The organism is Ralstonia condita (assembly GCF_958405655.1).
GTDB lineage: Bacteria > Pseudomonadota > Gammaproteobacteria > Burkholderiales > Burkholderiaceae > Ralstonia > Ralstonia condita.
The window spans coordinates 1,273,521-1,291,741 of record NZ_CATYWO010000001.1; the positions used below are offsets into that span (position 1 = coordinate 1,273,521).

Below are 18,221 nucleotides of genomic sequence, written 5' to 3' on the forward strand. Positions count from 1 at the left end.
TAGCGCCGGAAAGCTATGTCAATGCCGGCGTTCCGGCGTCGAGCATTTCCTAATATATATATAGAGAGAGAGAAAACATCAGCAGAGAGAAGGCCATCGGCCGAGCCGAGCCGCTCACTCTTCCAGGCTCGGATCACAACTTGATTTGTGTCTAGCCTCCGCCTAACTTGCGCAGCAGCGCCGGAACCTGAGCTTTGCTGGTGGCCTGTACACGGGCCATGAGGTCGTAATCGACTCGACTCACCCCGTAGGTCTGAGCGATATCTTGTTGCAGTCGGCACCATAGGTGGCTGGTCACCTCAGCATCGGCCATCGCTCTGTGAGCACGCCCGGCCTTGGGCAACCGTAGCATGTCTGCCAGCGTCGAAAGCCTGTGATTCAGAGCATGCGGGTAGATGCGCCTTGACGCAAGCAGCGTACAGGCAAACGACTGGTCTGCCGTGGTCCCCAGCAGTGCAAGCTCAGCCCGCCAAAACTGCTTGTCAAATGAGGCGTTGTGCGCCACTACCGGATGCTTGCCGACAAACTGGGATGCTTCTCGCATCACCGTCGACACTGCCGGCGCAGATGCAATCATCTCGTTCGTGATGCCAGTAAGGCTGACGACGTTCGAGGGAATGCGCCGTCCCGCATTCATCAAGCTTTGATAGCGGTCGACGATCTGCCCTTCTCGCAGCAGGATGATGGCGATTTCCGTGGCTCGGTCGCCTTGGCTCGGTGACAGCCCTGTAGTTTCAAAGTCCAGAACAGCGACCGTCTGCATACTGCTTTTCCCTTGTTTCTCAAAATCTGGGCTCCAACGCCAAACGTGGCTCGGGTATGGATTATTCGAGCGTACCTGGCGACGGAATGTAGGAAAAATCTTACAAAACCGCTTCATAATAACGGCTGCTGCGCCATTCTTGCGAACAGAACACGCCTCCCAGATGATCGAAGACATCAAGAAAACCCTGTGGGCCACGGCCGACAAGCTCCGTGCCAACATGGACGCCGCCGAGTACAAGCACATCGTGCTTGGCCTCATTTTCCTGAAATACATCTCAGACGCTTTCCAAGCTCGGCGAGCAGAACTGACCCGGCGCTTCCTTGATCCCAACGACGATTATTTCCTGTACGACAGCGACGATGAGTTGCTCGCTGAGGAGCTAGAGGACCGGGACTACTACCGGGAAGTGAATGCGTTTTGGGTTCCCGAGGCAGCACGATGGGAAAGCCTCCGTTCACAAGCTAAACAGGCGGATATCGGCAAGCGCATCGATGAGGCGCTGGCAGCCATCGAGGCTGAGAACCCGAAGCTCAAGGGCATCCTCGACAAGCGCTATGCTCGTGCCCAGTTGCCGGACGGCAAGCTTGGAGAGCTCGTGGATCTGATCTCGACGATCGGTTTTGGCGACGATACCAGCAAGGCCAAGGACATTCTCGGGCAGGTCTACGAATACTTTCTCGGCCAGTTTGCCAGCGCTGAAGGAAAAAAAGGCGGACAGTTCTATACGCCTGCCAGCATCGTGAAGACCCTGGTGGCCGTTCTGGCTCCCCACCACGGCAAGGTGTACGACCCATGCTGCGGGTCTGGCGGGATGTTCGTTCAGTCTGAGAAATTCATCGAAGCCCACGGGGGCAAGCTCGGGGACGTGTCGATTTACGGCCAGGAATCCAACCCGACCACTTGGCGGCTGGCCGCAATGAACTTGGCCATTCGAGGCATCGACTTCAATCTGGGCAAGGAGCCAACCGACACCTTCATCCGGAACCAGCACAGCGACCTACGTGCTGATTTCGTGCTGGCCAATCCACCATTCAACGTCTCCGATTGGTGGCACGGGAGCCTGGAGGGCGATCCTCGCTGGGTCTACGGTACGCCGCCCCAAGGGAATGCCAACTATGCTTGGTTGCAGCACATGCTGTATCACCTGAAGTCATCGGGCCGTGCTGGCATTGTGTTGGCGAACGGTTCTATGAGTTCTAGCCAGAACAGCGAGGGTGACATTCGTGCTGCGATGGTCGAGGCTGATGTTGTCGAATGCATGATCGCCTTGCCCGGCCAGTTGTTCTTCAACACGCAGATTCCAGCCTGCTTGTGGTTCCTGACCAAGCAGAAGGCATCCCGCAAAGGCGAAGTGTTGTTCATCGACGCCCGGAAGCTCGGACGGTCTGTTACCCGTGTACAAATTGAACTGGCCGATAAAGACATCGGCAAGATCGCTGAGACTGTCTACGCATGGCGAGGCGATGGCGAAGCGACGACAACCTATGCAGATATTCCTGGCTTCTGCCGTAGCGTGAAACTGGCTGAGATTGCCGAGCATGGTCACGTCCTGACACCGGGCCGCTATGTGGGCGCAGAAGAGGTCGAAGATGACGACGAGGCGTTTGCCGAGAAGATGCAAAAGCTGACTGAAAAGCTGGGCGAGCAGATGGCGAAGGGGGCTGAGCTGGATGCGCTGATTCGCCAAAAGCTGGGAGGGCTCGGGTATGAGTTTTGACCTTCCCAATCTGCCAGATGGCTGGGAATATCGCCCGCTCAATGAGTGCGCTTTAGATGGGTCAATTACCTATGGCGTAGTGCAGCCCGGCACGGCACAACCTGAAGGAATTCCGTTGGTTCGGGTTAACAATTTTCGTGAGGGGCAGCTCGACCTAACCGATCTCATGAAGATCTCGTCGGACGTAGAGTCCAAGTACTCCCGTACCCGGCTGAAGGGTGGGGAAGTCCTCCTCACGCTGGTTGGATCTGTCGGCCAAGTGGCCATGGTTCCAGAATCCCTGGCGGGCTTCAACGTGGCGAGGGCTGTTGGCGTCATACACCCAATTTCTGAGATTGGACCGGAGTGGATTTCTGCGTGCCTACGCTCACCAGCGTCGCAAAGCCTGCTAATTAGTCGAGCGAATACCACGGTACAAACGACGATCAACTTAAAGGACGTTCGAGCACTGCCGATCCCGATTCCGCCCAAGGGTGAGCGGGACGAGATTGCCCGAGTGATTTCCACCCTCGACGACCGCATCGCCCTGCTTCGGGAAACCAATGCCACCCTCGAAGCCATCGCCCAAGCTCTATTCAAGTCCTGGTTCGTTGACTTCGACCCGGTTCGAGCCAAGGCTGAGGGCCGTGAGCCGGAAGGGATGGACTCGGACACGGCTGCGCTGTTCCCGGATAGCTTCGAGGCATCGGAGCTGGGGCTGGTGCCGAGGGGATGGCGTGTGCGTTCAGTTGCGGAGGTCTCGTCAAACGTATTCAGCGGTGGAACGCCAGATACCCGTAAGGCCGAATACTGGGTTGGCCCGCTACGCTGGTTCTCGTCGGGAGAGACGAGGCACCGAGTCATCGTCGATTGTGAAAAGCGGATTAATGCATTGGCCGTAGAAAACTCATCCACGAGGCTTGCGATACCCGGGGACATTCTTATTGCCTCTGCGGGACAGGGACACACGAGAGGGCAGACGTCCTATAGCGCTGTAGAGACGTACATAAATCAATCTGTCGTCGCCATCCGTGCCGAACCAAGTGCTTGCCATTCTCTGTGGCTATTCCACAATCTATCACGACGTTACGACGAGATGCGTAACATCTCGGACTCTCACAGTAGTCGAGGTAGTCTGACCACCAAGCTTCTTGGCGGCATGCGTCTTGTTGTACCGGAATCCCTCGCCACTAAGTCCTTTGTCGATGCCGTAGGCCCCCTGATGGAATCGCAGATCAACAACTGCAGGACCTTGTCAATATTGACCCCCCTCAGGGACACCCTCCTACCTCGCCTGATCTCAGGCCAGCTTCGCATTTCCGAAGCTGCTGATGCACTCGAAACCGTCTAACAACACAGCAACGCTATGGCCCTCTGGCTCGTCCGTGCAGGCAGGTATGGAGAACACGAGCAACGGTTCTTCGACGACAAGCGCATCTACCTGACGTGGGATGCACTGACAGAAACTAACCTCTCCGTTGCATCCGACTACGCTGCTATCAAGGCACTGATGCTGGAGCACTATCCCAATGAACCAGTAAAGCGTGTCATCAACTGGTCCGGGCAGGTGTGGGCTTTTGCTCTCGGCATACAACCGGACGATTGGGTAATCGTGCCCAGAAAGCACAGCGGGAGTATTGCTATCGGCGAGGTCCAAAGCGGCTACGAATTTGCTCCGACGGCCGAAGCCATGTATCGGCACTATCGCAAGGTGCAATGGTTCAACACCGATGTTCCCCGAAGTGTATTCGATCAGGACCTCCTCTTCTCCTTTGGTGCGTTCCTGACTGTCTGCGAGATAAAGCGGAATGATGCTGAAAAGCGCGTCCGTGCTATGGCCAAGAAAGGATGGGGGACTATGCCGGCGACCCCACCCACTGCCGTTGCTGTTGAACAAGGTGACGGACTCGCAACCGATGACGCTGCGGTGGACCTCGAACAGGTCGGCCGGGATGCTATCGCCAAGGTGATTATCCAGAAATTCAAGGGTCACGGGATGGCCCGCTTGGTCGAAGCCATCCTGAAAGCTCAAGGGTTCACAACATATCTGAGTCCGGAGGGGCCAGATAAAGGCGTCGACATACTCGCTGCAGGCGGGGCGTTCGGTTTCGATAGGCCTCGTATCTGTGTCCAGGTGAAGTCTGGCGATGCGCCATCGGATAGACCAGAGTTCACACAGCTCATCGGCGCGATGCAAGGCGTTAGCGCAGACCAAGGCTTGTTCGTGTCTTGGTCGGGGTTCAAAGCGACGGTTCTCAAGGAGCTGCCAACGCAGTTTTTCAAGGTTCGCATCTGGAACCGTGACGACCTCATCGAACAACTCCTTGAGAATTACGACAAGATCGACCAAGACATTCGGGCGGAACTGCCGTTGAAGCGGATTTGGACTGTTGCCAACCCGGAGGAGTGACGGGGCGATGACCGAAGACCAACTAGAACAAGAAGCGCTCGATTGGCTGACGGATGTCGGTTACAGCCAGCTTTACGGTCCAGACATTGGCCCTGACGGCGAATCGCCAGAACGATCCGACTATCGCCGGGTGGTGCTCATCGATCGTTTGCGGAGTGCCGTCAGCCGGCTGAATCCAACGATCCCGCTTGAAGCAAGAGAGGACGCGTTGCGTCAGGTCGTGAATCTGGACACGCCTGTTCTGTTGTCCGTCAATCGGCTGTTCCACAATCTGTTGGTCAACGGGGTGCCGGTCGAGTACCAGAAAGATGGAGAGACCCGTGGTGATTTCGTGAGGCTCATCGACTTCACGAACGAATCTGCCAATGAGTGGCTTGCAATCAACCAGTTCAGCATCAAGGGGCCGAAGCACACCCGGCGTCCGGACATCATTCTATTCATCAACGGCCTGCCATTGGTCCTTCTGGAGCTGAAGAACCCAGCCGACGAGAACGCTGACATCTGGAAAGCGTACGACCAGATCGAGACGTACAAAGAGCAGATCCCCGACGTTTTCCAGTACAACGAAATCCTGATCATCTCGGACGGCAGCGAAGCTCGGATGGGTTCTCTATCCGCCAATTCGGAGCGCTTCCAAGCTTGGCGCACCATCGACGGCCAAACGCTCGATCCACTGGGGCAGTTCAACGAGCTGGAGACGCTCATTCGGGGCGTGCTCTCGCCGAGCTATCTGCTCGACTACCTGCGTTTCTTCGTGTTGTTTGAAGATGACGGCACGCTGGTCAAGAAGATCGCTGGCTATCACCAGTTCCATGCCGTACGTGCAGCTATCAACCAAGTCGTAGCAGCGTCTCGACCTGGCGGAAGCAATAAGGGCGGCGTTGTCTGGCACACCCAAGGCAGTGGCAAGAGCATCACCATGACGTGTTTTGCCGCTCGGGTCATGCGTGAGGCGGCCATGGAGAACCCGACCATTGTTGTCATCACGGACCGCAATGATCTCGACGGCCAACTCTTCGGCGTGTTCTCGCTGTCGCAAGACCTGTTGCGTGAACAGCCAGTGCAAGCTGACACTCGGCAAGACCTCCGTGCCAAGCTGGCGAACCGGCCTTCGGGTGGCATTGTCTTTGCCACCATCCAGAAGTTTATGCCTGGCGAGGACGAAGACACCTTCCCGGTGCTCTCCGACCGGCACAACATCGTCGTGATCGCAGATGAAGCCCATCGAACGCAATACGGTTTCGAAGCGAAATTCAAAGGTGATAGCAAGGGCTATCAGGTCGGCTACGCCCAGCACTTGCGGGATGCTCTGCCCAACGCGACGTTCGTTGCCTTCACCGGCACGCCGGTCTCCAGTGAAGACCGAGACACTCGGGCTGTATTCGGTAACTACATCCATGTCTATGACATGCAGCAGGCCCGGGATGACGGGGCCACGGTGCCGATCTACTACGAATCCCGTTTGGCTAAGCTGGGGCTCAAAGAGGAGACTCTGCCGGAGATTGACGCGGAGGTCGACGAACTGGCGGAGGACGAGGAAAGCGATGAGCAGTCCAAGCTGAAGACCCGATGGGCAGCGCTTGAGAAGATCGTTGGCGCTGATCCACGAATCAAGAGCGTGGCTGCCGATCTAGTCGCCCACTTCGAAGAGCGCAACAAGGCGATGCCGGGCAAGGCTATGGTCGTTGCTATGAGCCGGGAGATCTGCGTTCACCTCTACGACGAGATCGTCAAGCTGCGACCGGATTGGCACGATGCCGACCCGGAGAAAGGGGCGATCAAGATCGTCATGACGGGCTCGGCCTCCGACAAGGCATTGCTGCGTCCCCACATCTACTCGAAGCAGGTCAAGAAACGGCTGGAGAAGCGATTCAAGGACCCGGCGGACCCGCTGCGCCTCGTCATCGTTCGAGACATGTGGTTGACGGGCTTCGATGCCCCTTGCGTCCACACGCTGTATGTGGACAAGCCGATGAAGGGCCACAACCTGATGCAGGCCATCGCCCGAGTCAACCGAGTATTCCGAGACAAACAGGGCGGCTTGGTGGTCGACTACATTGGCATCGCCAACGATCTCAAGCAGGCCCTCAAGGAATACACAGCCAGCAATGGCCGAGGACGGCCAACCGTAGATGCACACGAAGCCTATGCTGTGCTGGAAGAGAAGTTGGATGTGTTGCGAGACATGATGCACGGCTTCGACTACAGCGGCTTCCTGACCGGTGGACACAAGTTGCTGGCTGGTGCAGCGAACTTCGTGCTCGGCCTGAAGGACGGCAAGAAGCGCTTTGCTGACACCGCCCTCGCCATGAGCAAGGCGTTCACGCTCTGCTGCACTCTGGATGAGGCGAAGGCTGTACGTGAGGAGGTTGCCTTCTTCCAGGCCGTGAAGGTGCTACTGACCAAGCGAGACATCAGCCAGAAGAAACGTACCGACGAGGAACGGGAACTGGCCATCCGGCAGATCATTGGATCTGCTGTCGTGTCAGAAGACGTTGTCGACATCTTTGAGTCGGTTGGTCTGGACAAGCCGAACATCGGCATCCTTGATGACGAGTTCCTGGCTGAGGTTCAAAACTTGCCAGAGCGGAACCTTGCGGTGGAGTTGCTGGAGCGACTGCTGGAGGGCGAGATCAAGAGTCGCTTCGGTGGCAATGTCGTCCAGGAGAAGAAGTTCTCGGAGCTCCTGTCCAACGTCATCACTCGCTATCAAAACCGGTCTATCGAAACAGCCCAGGTCATCGAAGAACTGATCGAGATGGCGAAGAAGTTTCGGGAGGCGGCAAGCCGGGGCGAGCAGTTGGGGCTGAACGAGGACGAGCTGCGTTTCTACGACGCCTTGGCGAACAATGAGGCGTCCGTCCGTCTGTTGGGTGACGAAACACTGAGGAAAATCGCCCATGAGCTGACCGAAAACCTCCGACAGAACGTCAGCGTCGACTGGGAGAAGCGAGAGAGTGTGCGGGCCAAGCTGCGACTAATGGTGAAGCGCATCCTGCGGAAGTACAAATACCCGCCTGATCAGCAAGAAGAAGCCGTGCAGACTGTCCTGCAGCAGGCCGAGAAGCTGAGTGCGGAGTGGGCTTGAATCCAAGCCTGTCCAATCGCCATATCACGTGAGTAGAAGGTAGGTGAGCGTAAGCACAGGCGAATCCGCATTGCTGCGCGTATAGCTAACATTGCCGGAGGTGAGCTCCAGCGAGCCTTTCTTGTCACCGGTACGTCCGGTGACTTTGATGACAGTGCGTGTGACAGATTTTGGCTCTCGTTGGGCCATTATTCTTCTCCATTCGTCTAGCCTGGCGTTCTGCAACTTCTCCCCGCACCATGGTCCTGCCTGGTGCTACGCTTTTGGGTCCACCACGGGTTCGATGTTCTTTTCGGCAACCAAAAAGACACCACCAGACCCCGGGATTTGCATCAAGCGACCATGCTCGCCCTGCGAGATTTCCTCCCAGCGCTCGATCAGGTCACGAATCGTACGAGCCGCAATCTTCTGCACCCCGTACCACAGATACAGTTCACTCCATAGCACGTGCGCTACCCCTGCAGTCATCACGGACTCAAGGCGTGCGTTAAGAACGTCGTCGTGTCGCTTCTCCATAACCCCTCCGTCAATTTACGTAGTTTATTCTAAAAATTTAGTTTGAACAAACTTTTTAGTGAAGCGGATGAGGGCTGTGCCGGACCCGATCCCCTCAGGGCGGGGAAAGCGCGTCGACTTATTGGCGTTGGCAAATCCGCTTTCGGCCGCTCGGCTGACACACGCTTGCCGGATGAGCGCTCTGGGGTGTGTCCGTTAGCCATTTCGCCCGAGTCCTTGCAAGGGGCCTAATATCCCTAGAGGTCGCCCATCCATAGACAGGTGAAAAATTGTCCGATCCAAACTGGTTGATCTACCTTGGGGCCACAACAGGCGTGATCGGTGCGGTTACCGGGAGCGCAGGGGCTGTGATGGGCTACATCAGCTACAGACGCTCCGGGGAGATGAAGGCGTTAGATCTGCGCCTGGAACTGCGCAGAGCCCAAGTTGACTACTGCGCCCTCGTTCGGGAGCTTCCTGCTCTCTTGGGGCGGGCGAAAGCCTCTCGTACTGCCGTCTCATCTGCCACTGGGATGCTCGGTTCCGGAGCGCTACAGCACTGGACAGGTGAGTGGGAAAAGGACGATGCCTTAGCCCGTGGTTGGGGCGGTGAGCTACCGGACGCTGATGCCAACTGGGATTCCGCTGGCCATCAAGAATTGGAATCAGATCTGGTACAGGTTTACCAGCGGCACGGCCACGCAGTGCGCTTGCGAGACAAATACCTTGCGTCGCTAGCGGAAGATGACCACCAGCGAGACCACATCAAGGCAGCCATGTTGGCTCGTACACAGGCCATGCTAGGCCGTGGTCAGTGACGGAAGCGATTTCGTGGCTGGGCCAGTTGAGGCTATGGCGTCGTATAGTCGTGCATCCGGCCCGTGACCGCCTGGCGTGACAGCCGTGACGGTGCCGAGATCGCCCCGTGACACCACAAAATCCGCATGACGCCTGGCTTGTGACGTTGTGACGAACGTGTCAGCGGCAGGTGAAAGGGGGGGATGGGGCGGCCTCCACTCCATGGAATGCTTTCCTCGTGAGTCGGGAGCAATGCGCAGTCTGGGCTATGTGTTTTCTACTGTCACAACTGTCACAGTGTCACAGCCCAGTATTGGCAAGGCTTTTCGGCCTTCGGCGGTCGTCACGGCCTTGTCACAGCAGTCACGGCATAGACCCGACTAGTTGGCCCACATCTCGCCGTCGAGCGAGAGCTGTTCCGCCAAGTCCAAGACGAGCTTGCGGCGAACCTCCGGCATCGCCCTGAGCCGCACGATCAGCTCTGCCTCGTCTGCTGCCAGGGTGCCCAGTTCGCTCGCTTTCGCTTTCTTCTTCCTGGGCTTACCCCCTGATTCCGGAATCCCATACCGAAGCCATTGCAGTGGAACGTCCAGCCATAGGGCCAGCGTCTCCATCTTGTCGACGGTCGGCATTGCCTTGCCGATGAGCCACTTGTGGGCCGCCTGAACTGAAACCGGTTCGCTCGGGTGTCGGAGATTGAACTGCAAGGCAAGTTCGCCCGCCGACTCGATCTTCTTCGAGCTGCGGGTCAGGGCCTGCTTCAGGCGTTCGGCAAAGGCTAGTTTTTCTTCCGGGCTGGGCATGCCCGAAGTTTCGAAGAGCTACGCTAGCGCCAGGAAACCAAATGGTTTTACATTAATTTCATGTGGTTTATGCTTACCAGTTGACGGACTGCGATCGGGGATAGATGTGGCTGACTCAGTTGAAGATGACGTGATGGGGCGTGGCGCTGCCCGAGCCTTGGCGCTTGCTATTGCAGCTGCTTCGACAGCCGTTGGAACCTATTTCTATTCGAGATGGCGCAACGCTCAGCCGGTCGGGACTTGCTCCTGCTGCGAAGGGCAAATTCTTGTCCATGATGCGAGACATGGCTTGTCGACGTGTGCCAAGTGCAATACCTCGATTTGCAAGGCTTGCCGGCATTCCAATCCGCTAAGCAACGCGTTTCCGGGGTCCGCATGGTCTCGGACGGTATGTCTTTGTCCGACGTGCTCGGTTGAGGCTAACAAACTCGTGACCAGGGCCGAGGCGATGGACGTGTTTTCGGCGAGGTACGAAGGCAAGACTGGGTTGGACAAAAGCTGGGGTACGGCAACGCTTCAGTCAGGTTTCTTCGATACGCAGGAAGAAGCGGAACTCCATTTGCGGCTCCTTGCTGCCGAGCAGGGTTTCGATCTCGTCGTGCAACGGCACTACGAGTCCCGGCAGCAGCAGGACGGCAACTACGTGTTCAAGGTTTGGCGGGCGTCTGGTGTTGCAGGCAATAAGGCTCACTAACCAACGCTCAGGGAACAAAAGGGGATGGGTGTGCAGGGTCAAACAAAGTCCAATATCGCAATCACGTGTGTGAAGCTCGTGGTCGTCTGGGGCCTCTTTGGGGCACTTCTGACAAAGATCGTTCTGGAGGAAGGCTTCGGCACAGACTCCTGAAGCTCGTCTCGGGCCGTAACCAGATCCTGTCTACAAATCTCGCTTACCAGACGCCCCCCAAGAGATGAGTTTCGCCAGTACCGCAACAGGTACTGCTCCGACCGACACCCCCGTTTCTCGGGGAGAACCTCAATGCTGTACCGATCGATAGCATCGGCCAGCGAGATCTTGACCGTTGGCGCTACGGGCTTGCTTCGCCCAGCTACACCATGCTCGAGCAGGATCTTCTGGTGCGCTTCCCAGCGCTGCGCTTCAGCTAGGGTGTCGAAGCTTTGTGCGGCTGTATGACCATTAACAGTGACACGGACCTGAAATCGGCTCCCACGTAGACGGATACTCATTTGCTCTGACCCTTTTGGACAGAGCTTGGACAGGGACGGGCTAAAACCGCAAGAACCCGCACCGGACAAGGCTTTCACACGCGTGTCGAACCGCATCATCAACGAAGTGCGTGGTTTGAACCGGGTCGTATATGACGTGTCCGGCAAGCCGCCTGCGACGATCGAGTGGGAGTGACTTCCCGCAAAGCCAGCAAAAAGCCCGCCTGCACGGCGGGCTTTTTCATGAGGCCGACCATCGCGGTCAGTCTGCAGCCGCGTCCGTCTTGACCGTCTTGCCAGGCCGGCGTACGGCGCGGATCCTGCTGCTGTTGCCGCCACCGCAGAAGAACTGATCCGCGCCATTCGACTCCAGTCCGGAGACTCCCACGCCCGGGGGCATCTCGAGCAGCTCAAGCACTTCTCCGGTCTGCGGATCGATGTGCCGCAGGTCGCTCGTATCGCCTTCCCAGGTGGCGTGCCAGAGTTCGCCATCGACCCAGGTGACGCCGGTGACGAAGCGGTTCGACTCGATGGTGCGCAGCACGGTGCCGGTCTCAGGATCGATCTGGTGGATCTTCTTGTCGCGATACTGCCCGACCCACAGCGTGCCCTCGGCCCAGGCGAGGCCCGAGTCCCCACCGGCCCCGGGCGCGGGGATCGTCGCAAGCACCTGACCCGTTTGCGGGTCGATCTTCTGGATACGGTCTTCGGCAATCTGGAACAGGTGCTGGCCGTCGAATGCCGTGCCGGCATGGGCGGCTACGTCGATCGACCGCAGTGGTTGTCCGCTCGCCGGGTCGATTTGCTGCAACCGCCCGCCGGCGGCAAACCAGATGCTCTGGCCGTCATACGTGACGCCGCCGACGCTGTCGGCCTCCGGGAACGGGCCATATTCGCGCACGATGTCTGCGGCGGATCGTTTCATGTTCTTGTCCTGTGCGTTCGGTTGTCGAGCTTCCATGCTAGTCACTCGGCAGCGGCGCGGGGAGTAACAAGGTGGTCGCGAATCCGGGGACAGGCGGCGTCACCCAGCGGCGTGCACGCCCGTGGCCGAAGGATTGCACCTTGCCCGATACCGCCAACGCATCGAGCGCGCGCTGTACAGTGCGCTGGCTGGCCCCCAGGGCAAGCGCCAGGGACGAGCTCGACCACGATTCCCCATCGGCCAGGCAGGCGAGCACGGCGGCGTACCGTTCTTCAACAGGCTGCGCGAGCACAACGACCTCCGCAGCGCGACGTGGCTGAAGCCCGAATCCGTGCCGAGTCGCCTTGATCGTTGCCGCTGCACCCAATGCGGTGCGCAGTCGGCCCATCTCGACGCGTAGGCGTACACGGTGCGATTCGTCTGCGTGCCGGGTGCGGAACGCGCGGGCGATCAGCGTGTCTCTGGGCACATCGGCTGGCCAGGCTTCGGCCAACAGGCGAGCGAGCATGAACAGCACGGGGCGGGTGGCCAGCGAGATGACCGTGTCGGTGTGCCGCACCGAGAGCCGGCAGGCATCGACAACCAATGCATCCGATGCGAACAGCGCCTCCACGTCTTCCAGGCGCACGACGCGTTCAGCACCACGCGCGATCAACTTGGCTGCCGGAGCCTGCAGGATGCGGGCGGCACGCTCGACTTCCGCCGTCAACGTTGAAATGCCGGCTTGCCGGGCAGCTTCGCTCGCCTGGACCAGCGCGCTGCGTGCCGCAGCGGTCTGCAAGCGGCGCATGGCGATGCCCGCGACGACCAGCGCATGCGCCGCACGCAGCGCAGGCGGCAGGCGCGACGGTGTCATTGCGGTCAACGCGCGGTCGGCCTCGTCAAGGCGGCCGATCAGGAGCAGCTTGCGGATGGCCAGATACCGCGCATGGGCCGCGTTGACAGGGTCGCCATGCGCCTCGAGCGTGACGCGTGCGGCGTCCAGCGTCCTGGCGGGCCAGCCGAGATCGCGTGAGGCTAGGGCGACCTCTGCTTCTGCGACGACGCAGCGGGCGCGTGCCAGGGCTTCCTTGGCGCCGAATGCGCGTGCGGCGCGGCGCAACAGATGCTTGGCGCGCGCGAGGTCACCGAGTTGTGCGATGGCGATGCCGCGCAGTGCGAGTGCGGACGCATCGTCGCGCAGGGCGACGCGGTTGAGGGCACCGAAGGGGTCACCGGCCGCGAGCGCGCGCGCCGCCGCCGTGATCAAGGAATCCATCCAAATCCCGCCACACTTGTCACTCCCGCCGTTCTGGTTCGCCGCCTAATCTAGCACGACCCCTTACCTGAACGGAGACAAGCATGAGCGCAGGACATCCCATCGGAACACGCGAAGCCTGGCTTGCCGAGCGGCTCGAACTGCTCAAGGCCGAGAAGGAACTGACCCGGCGCAGCGACGAGCTGGCGCGCCGGCGCCAGGCACTTCCGTGGGTCCGCATCGACAAAACCTACCAGTTTGAAACCGAGGCTGGCAGCCTCACGCTGGCTGACCTGTTCGGCAATCGTTCGCAACTGCTCGTGTATCACTTCATGTTCGGCCCCGATTACAAGGCCGGGTGCCCGTCCTGCTCCATGATTGCGGACGGCTTCGATGGCTTCGTGACGCATCTGGCCAACCATGATGTCACGCTGATGGCGGTGTCGCGCGCGCCGCTTGCCAAGCTGCAGGCATACAAGGACCGCATGGGATGGTCGTTCCCGTGGGTATCTTCGGCCAGCAGCGATTTCAACTATGACTTCAACGTGTCGATTTCCGAAGCGCAACAGCGCGACGGCACGGCTGATTACAACTACGTGCGCGGCAGCCACGTGATGGACGCATCCGACCTGCCCGCGCCCGTCGTGCAGTTTGCGACCATGTGCGGTACCGATGGCCCAACCTATGTGCGGGATCGGCCCGGCATGAGCGCATTCGTGATGCAGGACGGCGTCGTGTATCACACGTACTCCACCTACGCGCGCGGGCTGGATGGGCTGTGGGGCGCATACCAATGGCTCGATCGCGCGCCGCTGGGCCGCAACGAGGCCGGAGTCTGGTGGCGTCGCCATGACGAGTACGCACCGCGTGGATGAACCGCGCGCAGCCACATCGGGTGAGCGCCGTTTTCTCGCCGTGTCGGCGCTGGTATTTTTCATCAGTGCGGGCGCGACGGTGGCGTGGTGTGAGTCGATGCGGGCCGTGGCCGATATGCCAATGTGGATGCCATTGTGCGGGCGGCGGTGGACCACGCAGCCCGCATCGTTCCTTGGCATGTGGACGGTGATGATGGCGGCGATGATGCTGCCGTCATTGGTGCCGATGCTGCAGCGTTATCGCCGGGGCGTGCCGGTTGTCAGGCAGGCGCAACTGGATGCACTGACCGTGCTGGTGGGCGTGGCTTACCTGGCGGTCTGGGTTGGTGTCGGGGCGGCAGTGCTTGCGGGGCAGGCTGGACTTGCCGTGCTCGAAATGGTCTGGCCGCGCGTGGTGCGTGGTGTTCCGGCTGCGACGGGCGCGATTGTCCTCGCCGCGGGCGCGGTGCAATTGAGTGCGTGGAAGGCCCGTCAGCTTGCAGGCTGCCGCACGGTGCCGGCCTCTGGCGGGATGCTGCGTGCCGGCCCTCGTCACGCCTTGCGATACGGTGCGCGCCTGGGCATCCAGTGCGTCGGCTCGTGCGCAGCCCTGACGTCGATCCTGCTGGTGGCCGGTGCCATGGATCTGTGGGCAATGGCGGCGGTTTCGGCTGCCATCACCCTCGAGCGGCTCGCGCCGTTTGGCGACCGGGCGGCAAGGCTTGTCGGCGCAGCGGCCTTGGGAAGCGGCGCCTTTCTGGTCGTGCGAGCGCTCGTGCCGGGTTAGTGCGCCTGGGCGAGTTCAATCAGCATGTCCATGAATGCGCCAGCCAGTTCGCTGGGCGCGCTGGCGCTTCGGCGCAGCAGGCCGACGGGCTCCTTCGTGCCGGAGGTGGCGATGTCAAGGCGTGCCAATGCGCCGTGCTCAAGGTCATCACGGGCGGCCCGCTCAGGCGTGATCCACACAGCGTCGGACCGGCATGCCAACAGGCGCGCGACGGATACGGACAGCGTTTCCGTCACGCCGGTCGGCACGCGCAATCCGTGCGTCTGGAACAGGGCATCGGTGTGGTGCCTCGGCACGGTGCCAGGGGCCGCGACGACCAACGGGTAATCCAGCACCGCCTGCAACGAGGCCGATGCCCCCGGCTGCGCCAGCAACGGATGCCCGGGACGTACCACCAGCGCGAGTGGCTCGGCATAGAGCAGTTCGAACGACAGCCCTTGCATGGCATCCGGCTCCGCCATGCGTGCAACGATGAAGTCGAGCTCTCCTGCTTTGAGCGCCGACAGCAGCTCGATGTTGGTGCCTGTGCGCAGGCGCACCCCCGCATGCGGGCGCTGCGCGTGCAGGCGTGCGATCGCCTGGGGCAGCAGGCTGCTGGCGACGGTCGGCAGGGCGCCTATCTGCACGATCGGCGCGGCAGCGTCGCTGGAGCCCATCAGGGCGGCCGTCGCCGCTTCCAGCGCCTGCGAGACCCCCACCGCATGCCGCAGGAATTGCTCCCCGGCGGCGGTGAGCCTGGCGCCGTGCCGCCCGCGCTCCACGAGTTGCATACCGGCCAGCGACTCAAGCTCCCCCAACGTCTTGGAGACCGCCGGCTGGCTCAGGTGCAGCCGTTCGGCGGCGCGCCGCAGGTTGCGCTCCTGGGCGATGGCGACAAAGCAGCTCAGATGCCGGAAGCGGATGCGCGAAGACAAATCGCCAGACGGGATATTTTCCATAACCAAGGGTTATTGATTTTTCGATCAGAAGTCAATTTACTTCACTTTTTAGCAGCGATACAGTCGTCTCACGATTTCAACAGGAGACGCCCCATGACCTTGCCGCTTTCCGGCACCGGTGAATTCGCGCAGCGCGACACCGCCCAGCATCCGCCCGCACTGACCCCTGTCTATAAAACGAGCGTGCTGCGCTCGCCGCGCAATGCGCTCATCTCGACGCTGAACACGCTCTCGGAAACCACCGCGCCGGTGTTCCATGCCGACGACCTCGGCCCGCTCGACAATGACCTCATCCTCAACTACGCCAAGGAAGGCCTGCCCATCGGCGAGCGCATCATCGTCCACGGCTACGTGCGCGACGAATTCGGCCGCCCCGTGCCGAACGCACTGGTGGAGGTCTGGCAGGCGAATGCCGGCGGTCGCTACCGCCACAAGAAGGACCAGTACATCGCGCCGATCGATCCGAACTTCGGCGGTTGCGGCCGCATGCTGACCGACGCCAACGGCTACTACGTCTATCGCACCATCAAGCCTGGCCCGTATCCGTGGCGCAACCGCATCAACGATTGGCGTCCGTCGCACATCCATTACTCGCTCTCGGGTGACGGCTGGGCGCAGCGCCTCATCACCCAGATGTACTTCGAAGGCGATCCGCTGATCGCGCAGTGCCCGATCATCAAGACCATCCCGAGCGAGGAGCAGGTGCGCGGGCTGATCGCGCTGCACGACACCGCCAACCACGTGCCGCTTGACGCGCGTTGCTATCGCTTTGACATCACGCTGCGGGGCCGCCGCGCCACGCATTTTGAAAACGCCGTGCAAGGAGCCAAGTGATGACCATGACCACGCTTCGTCAATCGCTCGAGCGCGACGAGGCAACATCCATGGCGACAACGCCGCCGTTCGCGCATTTCAATGAGACCGCTTCGCAGACGGGCGGCCCTTACGTACACATCGGGCTTGCGCCGCGTCAGGCGGGTTTCGACATCTACGAGAAAGAGTTCGGCAACGTGCTGACGACGCCGGACACGCGCGGTGAGCGCATCGCGCTGGAAGGCCGTGTCTTCGATGGTTCCGGCTCGCTCGTGCGCGATGTGCTGATCGAAATCTGGCAGGCCAATGCCGATGGCAAGTACGCCCATCCGGCGGACCGCCAGGACAAGCCGGTCGACCCGGCATTTCGCGGCTGGGGCCGCGCGGGCGCGGATTTCGATACCGGCGTGTACCGTTTCGAAACCATCAAGCCGGGCGCGGTGGCCGGGCGCGGGGCATCGGTGCAGGCGCCGCATATCTGCATGATTCTGTTCGCGCGCGGCATCAACCTGGGCCTGCACACGCGTGTGTACTTCAGCGATGAGACCGGCGCCAACGGCACCGACCCGGTACTCGGCGGCATCGAATGGGAAGTGCGCCGCAAGACGCTGATCGCCCAGCGCAGCGAGCGTAACGGCGAGGTGGTCTATACGTTCGACGTGCGCCTGCAGGACACGCCCGACGGCGGCGCCGAGACGGTCTTCTTCGATATCTGATCGCCGCATCACAGGGAACCACGCCCGGCACTTGACGCTGCCGGGCGTCTTTTTTTTCCGCGCGCAGCCCGCAAGACGTCACGCACATGCCGATAATGGCGGGGTTGATCCATGATTTGCACCCGCCGCCATCGCCGTGACCCAACTCTCCCTTCCTGGCTTCGAAGCCATCCCGCAGGTGCCCGCGCATCGCCTGTTTCTGGCAATCAAGCCGGATTCCGCAACGGCAGAGCACATCGGGCGGCTGGTGGAACTATTGCGGCCCGCGGTCGGCTTCAAGGGCAAGGCGCTGCATGCGCACCGCTTGCATGTCACGCTGTATTACCTCGGGGATTTCGTCCAACCGCCCCCGGAGGACCTCATTGCGCGGATACGCGGTGCCGCCGAGGCGCTGGTCATGCCGCCATTCAGCGTCACGTTTGACCGCGTGGTGAGCTTGCATGGCCGCCGCGACAAGCGGCCTTTTGTCCTGGTGGGCAGCGATGAGGTCGCACCCCTGATGGCATTCCAGTCGGCCCTGGGCGAAGCGCTGCAGGAGGCGGGCGTCCCGCTGCCCGGGGGCCAGTTCAAGCCGCACGTCACGCTCCTGTATGACCGCGGCGGTTTCGCATCGAAGCCGGTCGAACCCGTGACCTGGACGGTACGTGACTTCATGCTGATCCACAGTTGGCTCGGCAAGACACGGTACGACGAGCTGGGGCGCTGGTCGCTCACGGGTTAGTTGACGC

At 60.5% G+C, this 18,221-nt stretch carries 17 protein-coding genes; 10 read left to right on the forward strand and 7 right to left on the reverse strand.

Annotation, left to right across the window (positions count from 1 at the left end; all coding sequences use genetic code 11):
- Positions 1 to 151: 151 nt before the first annotated feature.
- Positions 152 to 763 carry a 3'-5' exonuclease gene (locus tag R2N03_RS05950; RefSeq protein ID WP_316656593.1) on the reverse strand — a complete coding sequence of 204 codons (612 nt, stop codon included), beginning with the start codon at positions 761 to 763 and terminating at the stop codon, positions 152 to 154.
- A 163-nt stretch (positions 764 to 926) separates the two neighbouring features.
- Here R2N03_RS05950 and R2N03_RS05955 point away from each other — a divergent pair, with 163 nt between their 5' ends.
- The 4 genes from R2N03_RS05955 to R2N03_RS05970 are packed head-to-tail and all read left to right on the forward strand — an operon-like array spanning position 927 to position 7,960.
- Positions 927 to 2,483, forward strand: a complete 1,557-nt coding sequence (locus tag R2N03_RS05955) for a class I SAM-dependent DNA methyltransferase (protein WP_316656183.1) — start codon at positions 927 to 929, stop codon at positions 2,481 to 2,483.
- A complete protein-coding gene (locus R2N03_RS05960) occupies positions 2,473 to 3,813 on the forward strand; it encodes a restriction endonuclease subunit S (RefSeq protein WP_316656186.1) in 1,341 nt (446 codons plus the stop codon). The genes R2N03_RS05955 and R2N03_RS05960 overlap by 11 nt, the downstream gene beginning before the upstream one ends.
- A gap of 15 nt (positions 3,814 to 3,828) precedes the next feature.
- Positions 3,829 to 4,872, forward strand: a complete 1,044-nt coding sequence (locus tag R2N03_RS05965; RefSeq protein WP_316656189.1) for a restriction endonuclease — start codon at positions 3,829 to 3,831, stop codon at positions 4,870 to 4,872.
- Positions 4,873 to 4,879: 7 nt separating this feature from the next.
- The gene (locus R2N03_RS05970) at positions 4,880 to 7,960 is read left to right on the forward strand and encodes a type I restriction endonuclease subunit R (RefSeq protein ID WP_316656191.1); all 3,081 of its coding nucleotides are present in this window, start codon (positions 4,880 to 4,882) and stop codon (positions 7,958 to 7,960) included.
- A gap of 255 nt (positions 7,961 to 8,215) precedes the next feature.
- On the opposite strand, the gene R2N03_RS05975 is transcribed toward R2N03_RS05970, so the two are convergent.
- The 3 genes from R2N03_RS05975 to R2N03_RS05985 all read right to left on the reverse strand — a co-directional run bounded on the left by R2N03_RS05975 (position 8,216) and on the right by R2N03_RS05985 (position 10,792).
- Positions 8,216 to 8,476: a hypothetical protein gene (locus R2N03_RS05975; RefSeq protein WP_316656192.1), complete on the reverse strand. Its 261-nt coding sequence runs from the start codon at positions 8,474 to 8,476 to the stop codon at positions 8,216 to 8,218.
- A 1,157-nt stretch (positions 8,477 to 9,633) separates the two neighbouring features.
- Positions 9,634 to 10,056, reverse strand: a complete 423-nt coding sequence (locus R2N03_RS05980; protein ID WP_316656195.1) for a transcriptional regulator — start codon at positions 10,054 to 10,056, stop codon at positions 9,634 to 9,636.
- A gap of 520 nt (positions 10,057 to 10,576) precedes the next feature.
- Positions 10,577 to 10,792 (reverse strand): hypothetical protein, encoded by a 216-nt coding sequence (locus R2N03_RS05985; RefSeq protein WP_316656197.1) that lies wholly within the window; start codon positions 10,790 to 10,792, stop codon positions 10,577 to 10,579.
- Positions 10,793 to 11,242: 450 nt separating this feature from the next.
- On the opposite strand from R2N03_RS05985, the gene R2N03_RS05990 reads away from it, so the two are divergent.
- Complete coding sequence (locus tag R2N03_RS05990; RefSeq protein WP_316656596.1) at positions 11,243 to 11,419, forward strand: GMP synthase (glutamine-hydrolyzing); 177 nt, start codon at positions 11,243 to 11,245, stop codon at positions 11,417 to 11,419.
- A 66-nt stretch (positions 11,420 to 11,485) separates the two neighbouring features.
- On the opposite strand, the gene R2N03_RS05995 is transcribed toward R2N03_RS05990, so the two are convergent.
- Positions 11,486 to 12,148: a Vgb family protein gene (locus R2N03_RS05995; RefSeq protein WP_316656201.1), complete on the reverse strand. Its 663-nt coding sequence runs from the start codon at positions 12,146 to 12,148 to the stop codon at positions 11,486 to 11,488.
- Positions 12,149 to 12,185: 37 nt separating this feature from the next.
- Positions 12,186 to 13,406 carry a helix-turn-helix domain-containing protein gene (locus R2N03_RS06000; protein ID WP_316656204.1) on the reverse strand — a complete coding sequence of 407 codons (1,221 nt, stop codon included), beginning with the start codon at positions 13,404 to 13,406 and terminating at the stop codon, positions 12,186 to 12,188.
- Between the two features lie 83 nt (positions 13,407 to 13,489).
- Here R2N03_RS06000 and R2N03_RS06005 point away from each other — a divergent pair, with 83 nt between their 5' ends.
- Both R2N03_RS06005 and R2N03_RS06010 read left to right on the forward strand, forming a co-directional pair.
- Complete coding sequence (locus R2N03_RS06005) at positions 13,490 to 14,260, forward strand: DUF899 domain-containing protein (RefSeq protein WP_316656207.1); 771 nt, start codon at positions 13,490 to 13,492, stop codon at positions 14,258 to 14,260.
- Entirely contained in the window at positions 14,235 to 15,026 is a 792-nt protein-coding gene (locus tag R2N03_RS06010) for a DUF2182 domain-containing protein (protein WP_316656209.1), read from the forward strand. The genes R2N03_RS06005 and R2N03_RS06010 overlap by 26 nt, the downstream gene beginning before the upstream one ends.
- Here R2N03_RS06010 and pcaQ read toward each other — a convergent pair.
- Complete coding sequence (gene pcaQ, locus R2N03_RS06015; RefSeq protein ID WP_316656212.1) at positions 15,023 to 15,964, reverse strand: pca operon transcription factor PcaQ; 942 nt, start codon at positions 15,962 to 15,964, stop codon at positions 15,023 to 15,025. The genes R2N03_RS06010 and pcaQ overlap by 4 nt on opposite strands.
- A 93-nt stretch (positions 15,965 to 16,057) precedes the next feature.
- Here pcaQ and pcaH point away from each other — a divergent pair, with 93 nt between their 5' ends.
- The 3 genes from pcaH to thpR all read left to right on the forward strand — a co-directional run bounded on the left by pcaH (position 16,058) and on the right by thpR (position 18,214).
- Positions 16,058 to 16,798 (forward strand): protocatechuate 3,4-dioxygenase subunit beta, encoded by a 741-nt coding sequence (pcaH, locus tag R2N03_RS06020; RefSeq protein ID WP_316656215.1) that lies wholly within the window; start codon positions 16,058 to 16,060, stop codon positions 16,796 to 16,798.
- Entirely contained in the window at positions 16,798 to 17,493 is a 696-nt protein-coding gene (pcaG, locus tag R2N03_RS06025) for a protocatechuate 3,4-dioxygenase subunit alpha (RefSeq protein WP_316656217.1), read from the forward strand. The genes pcaH and pcaG overlap by 1 nt, the downstream gene beginning before the upstream one ends.
- A gap of 136 nt (positions 17,494 to 17,629) precedes the next feature.
- On the forward strand, positions 17,630 to 18,214 hold the full coding sequence (gene thpR / locus R2N03_RS06030) for an RNA 2',3'-cyclic phosphodiesterase (protein WP_316656219.1): 585 nt from the start codon (positions 17,630 to 17,632) through the stop codon (positions 18,212 to 18,214).
- The last annotated feature ends 7 nt before the right edge of the window (positions 18,215 to 18,221 follow it).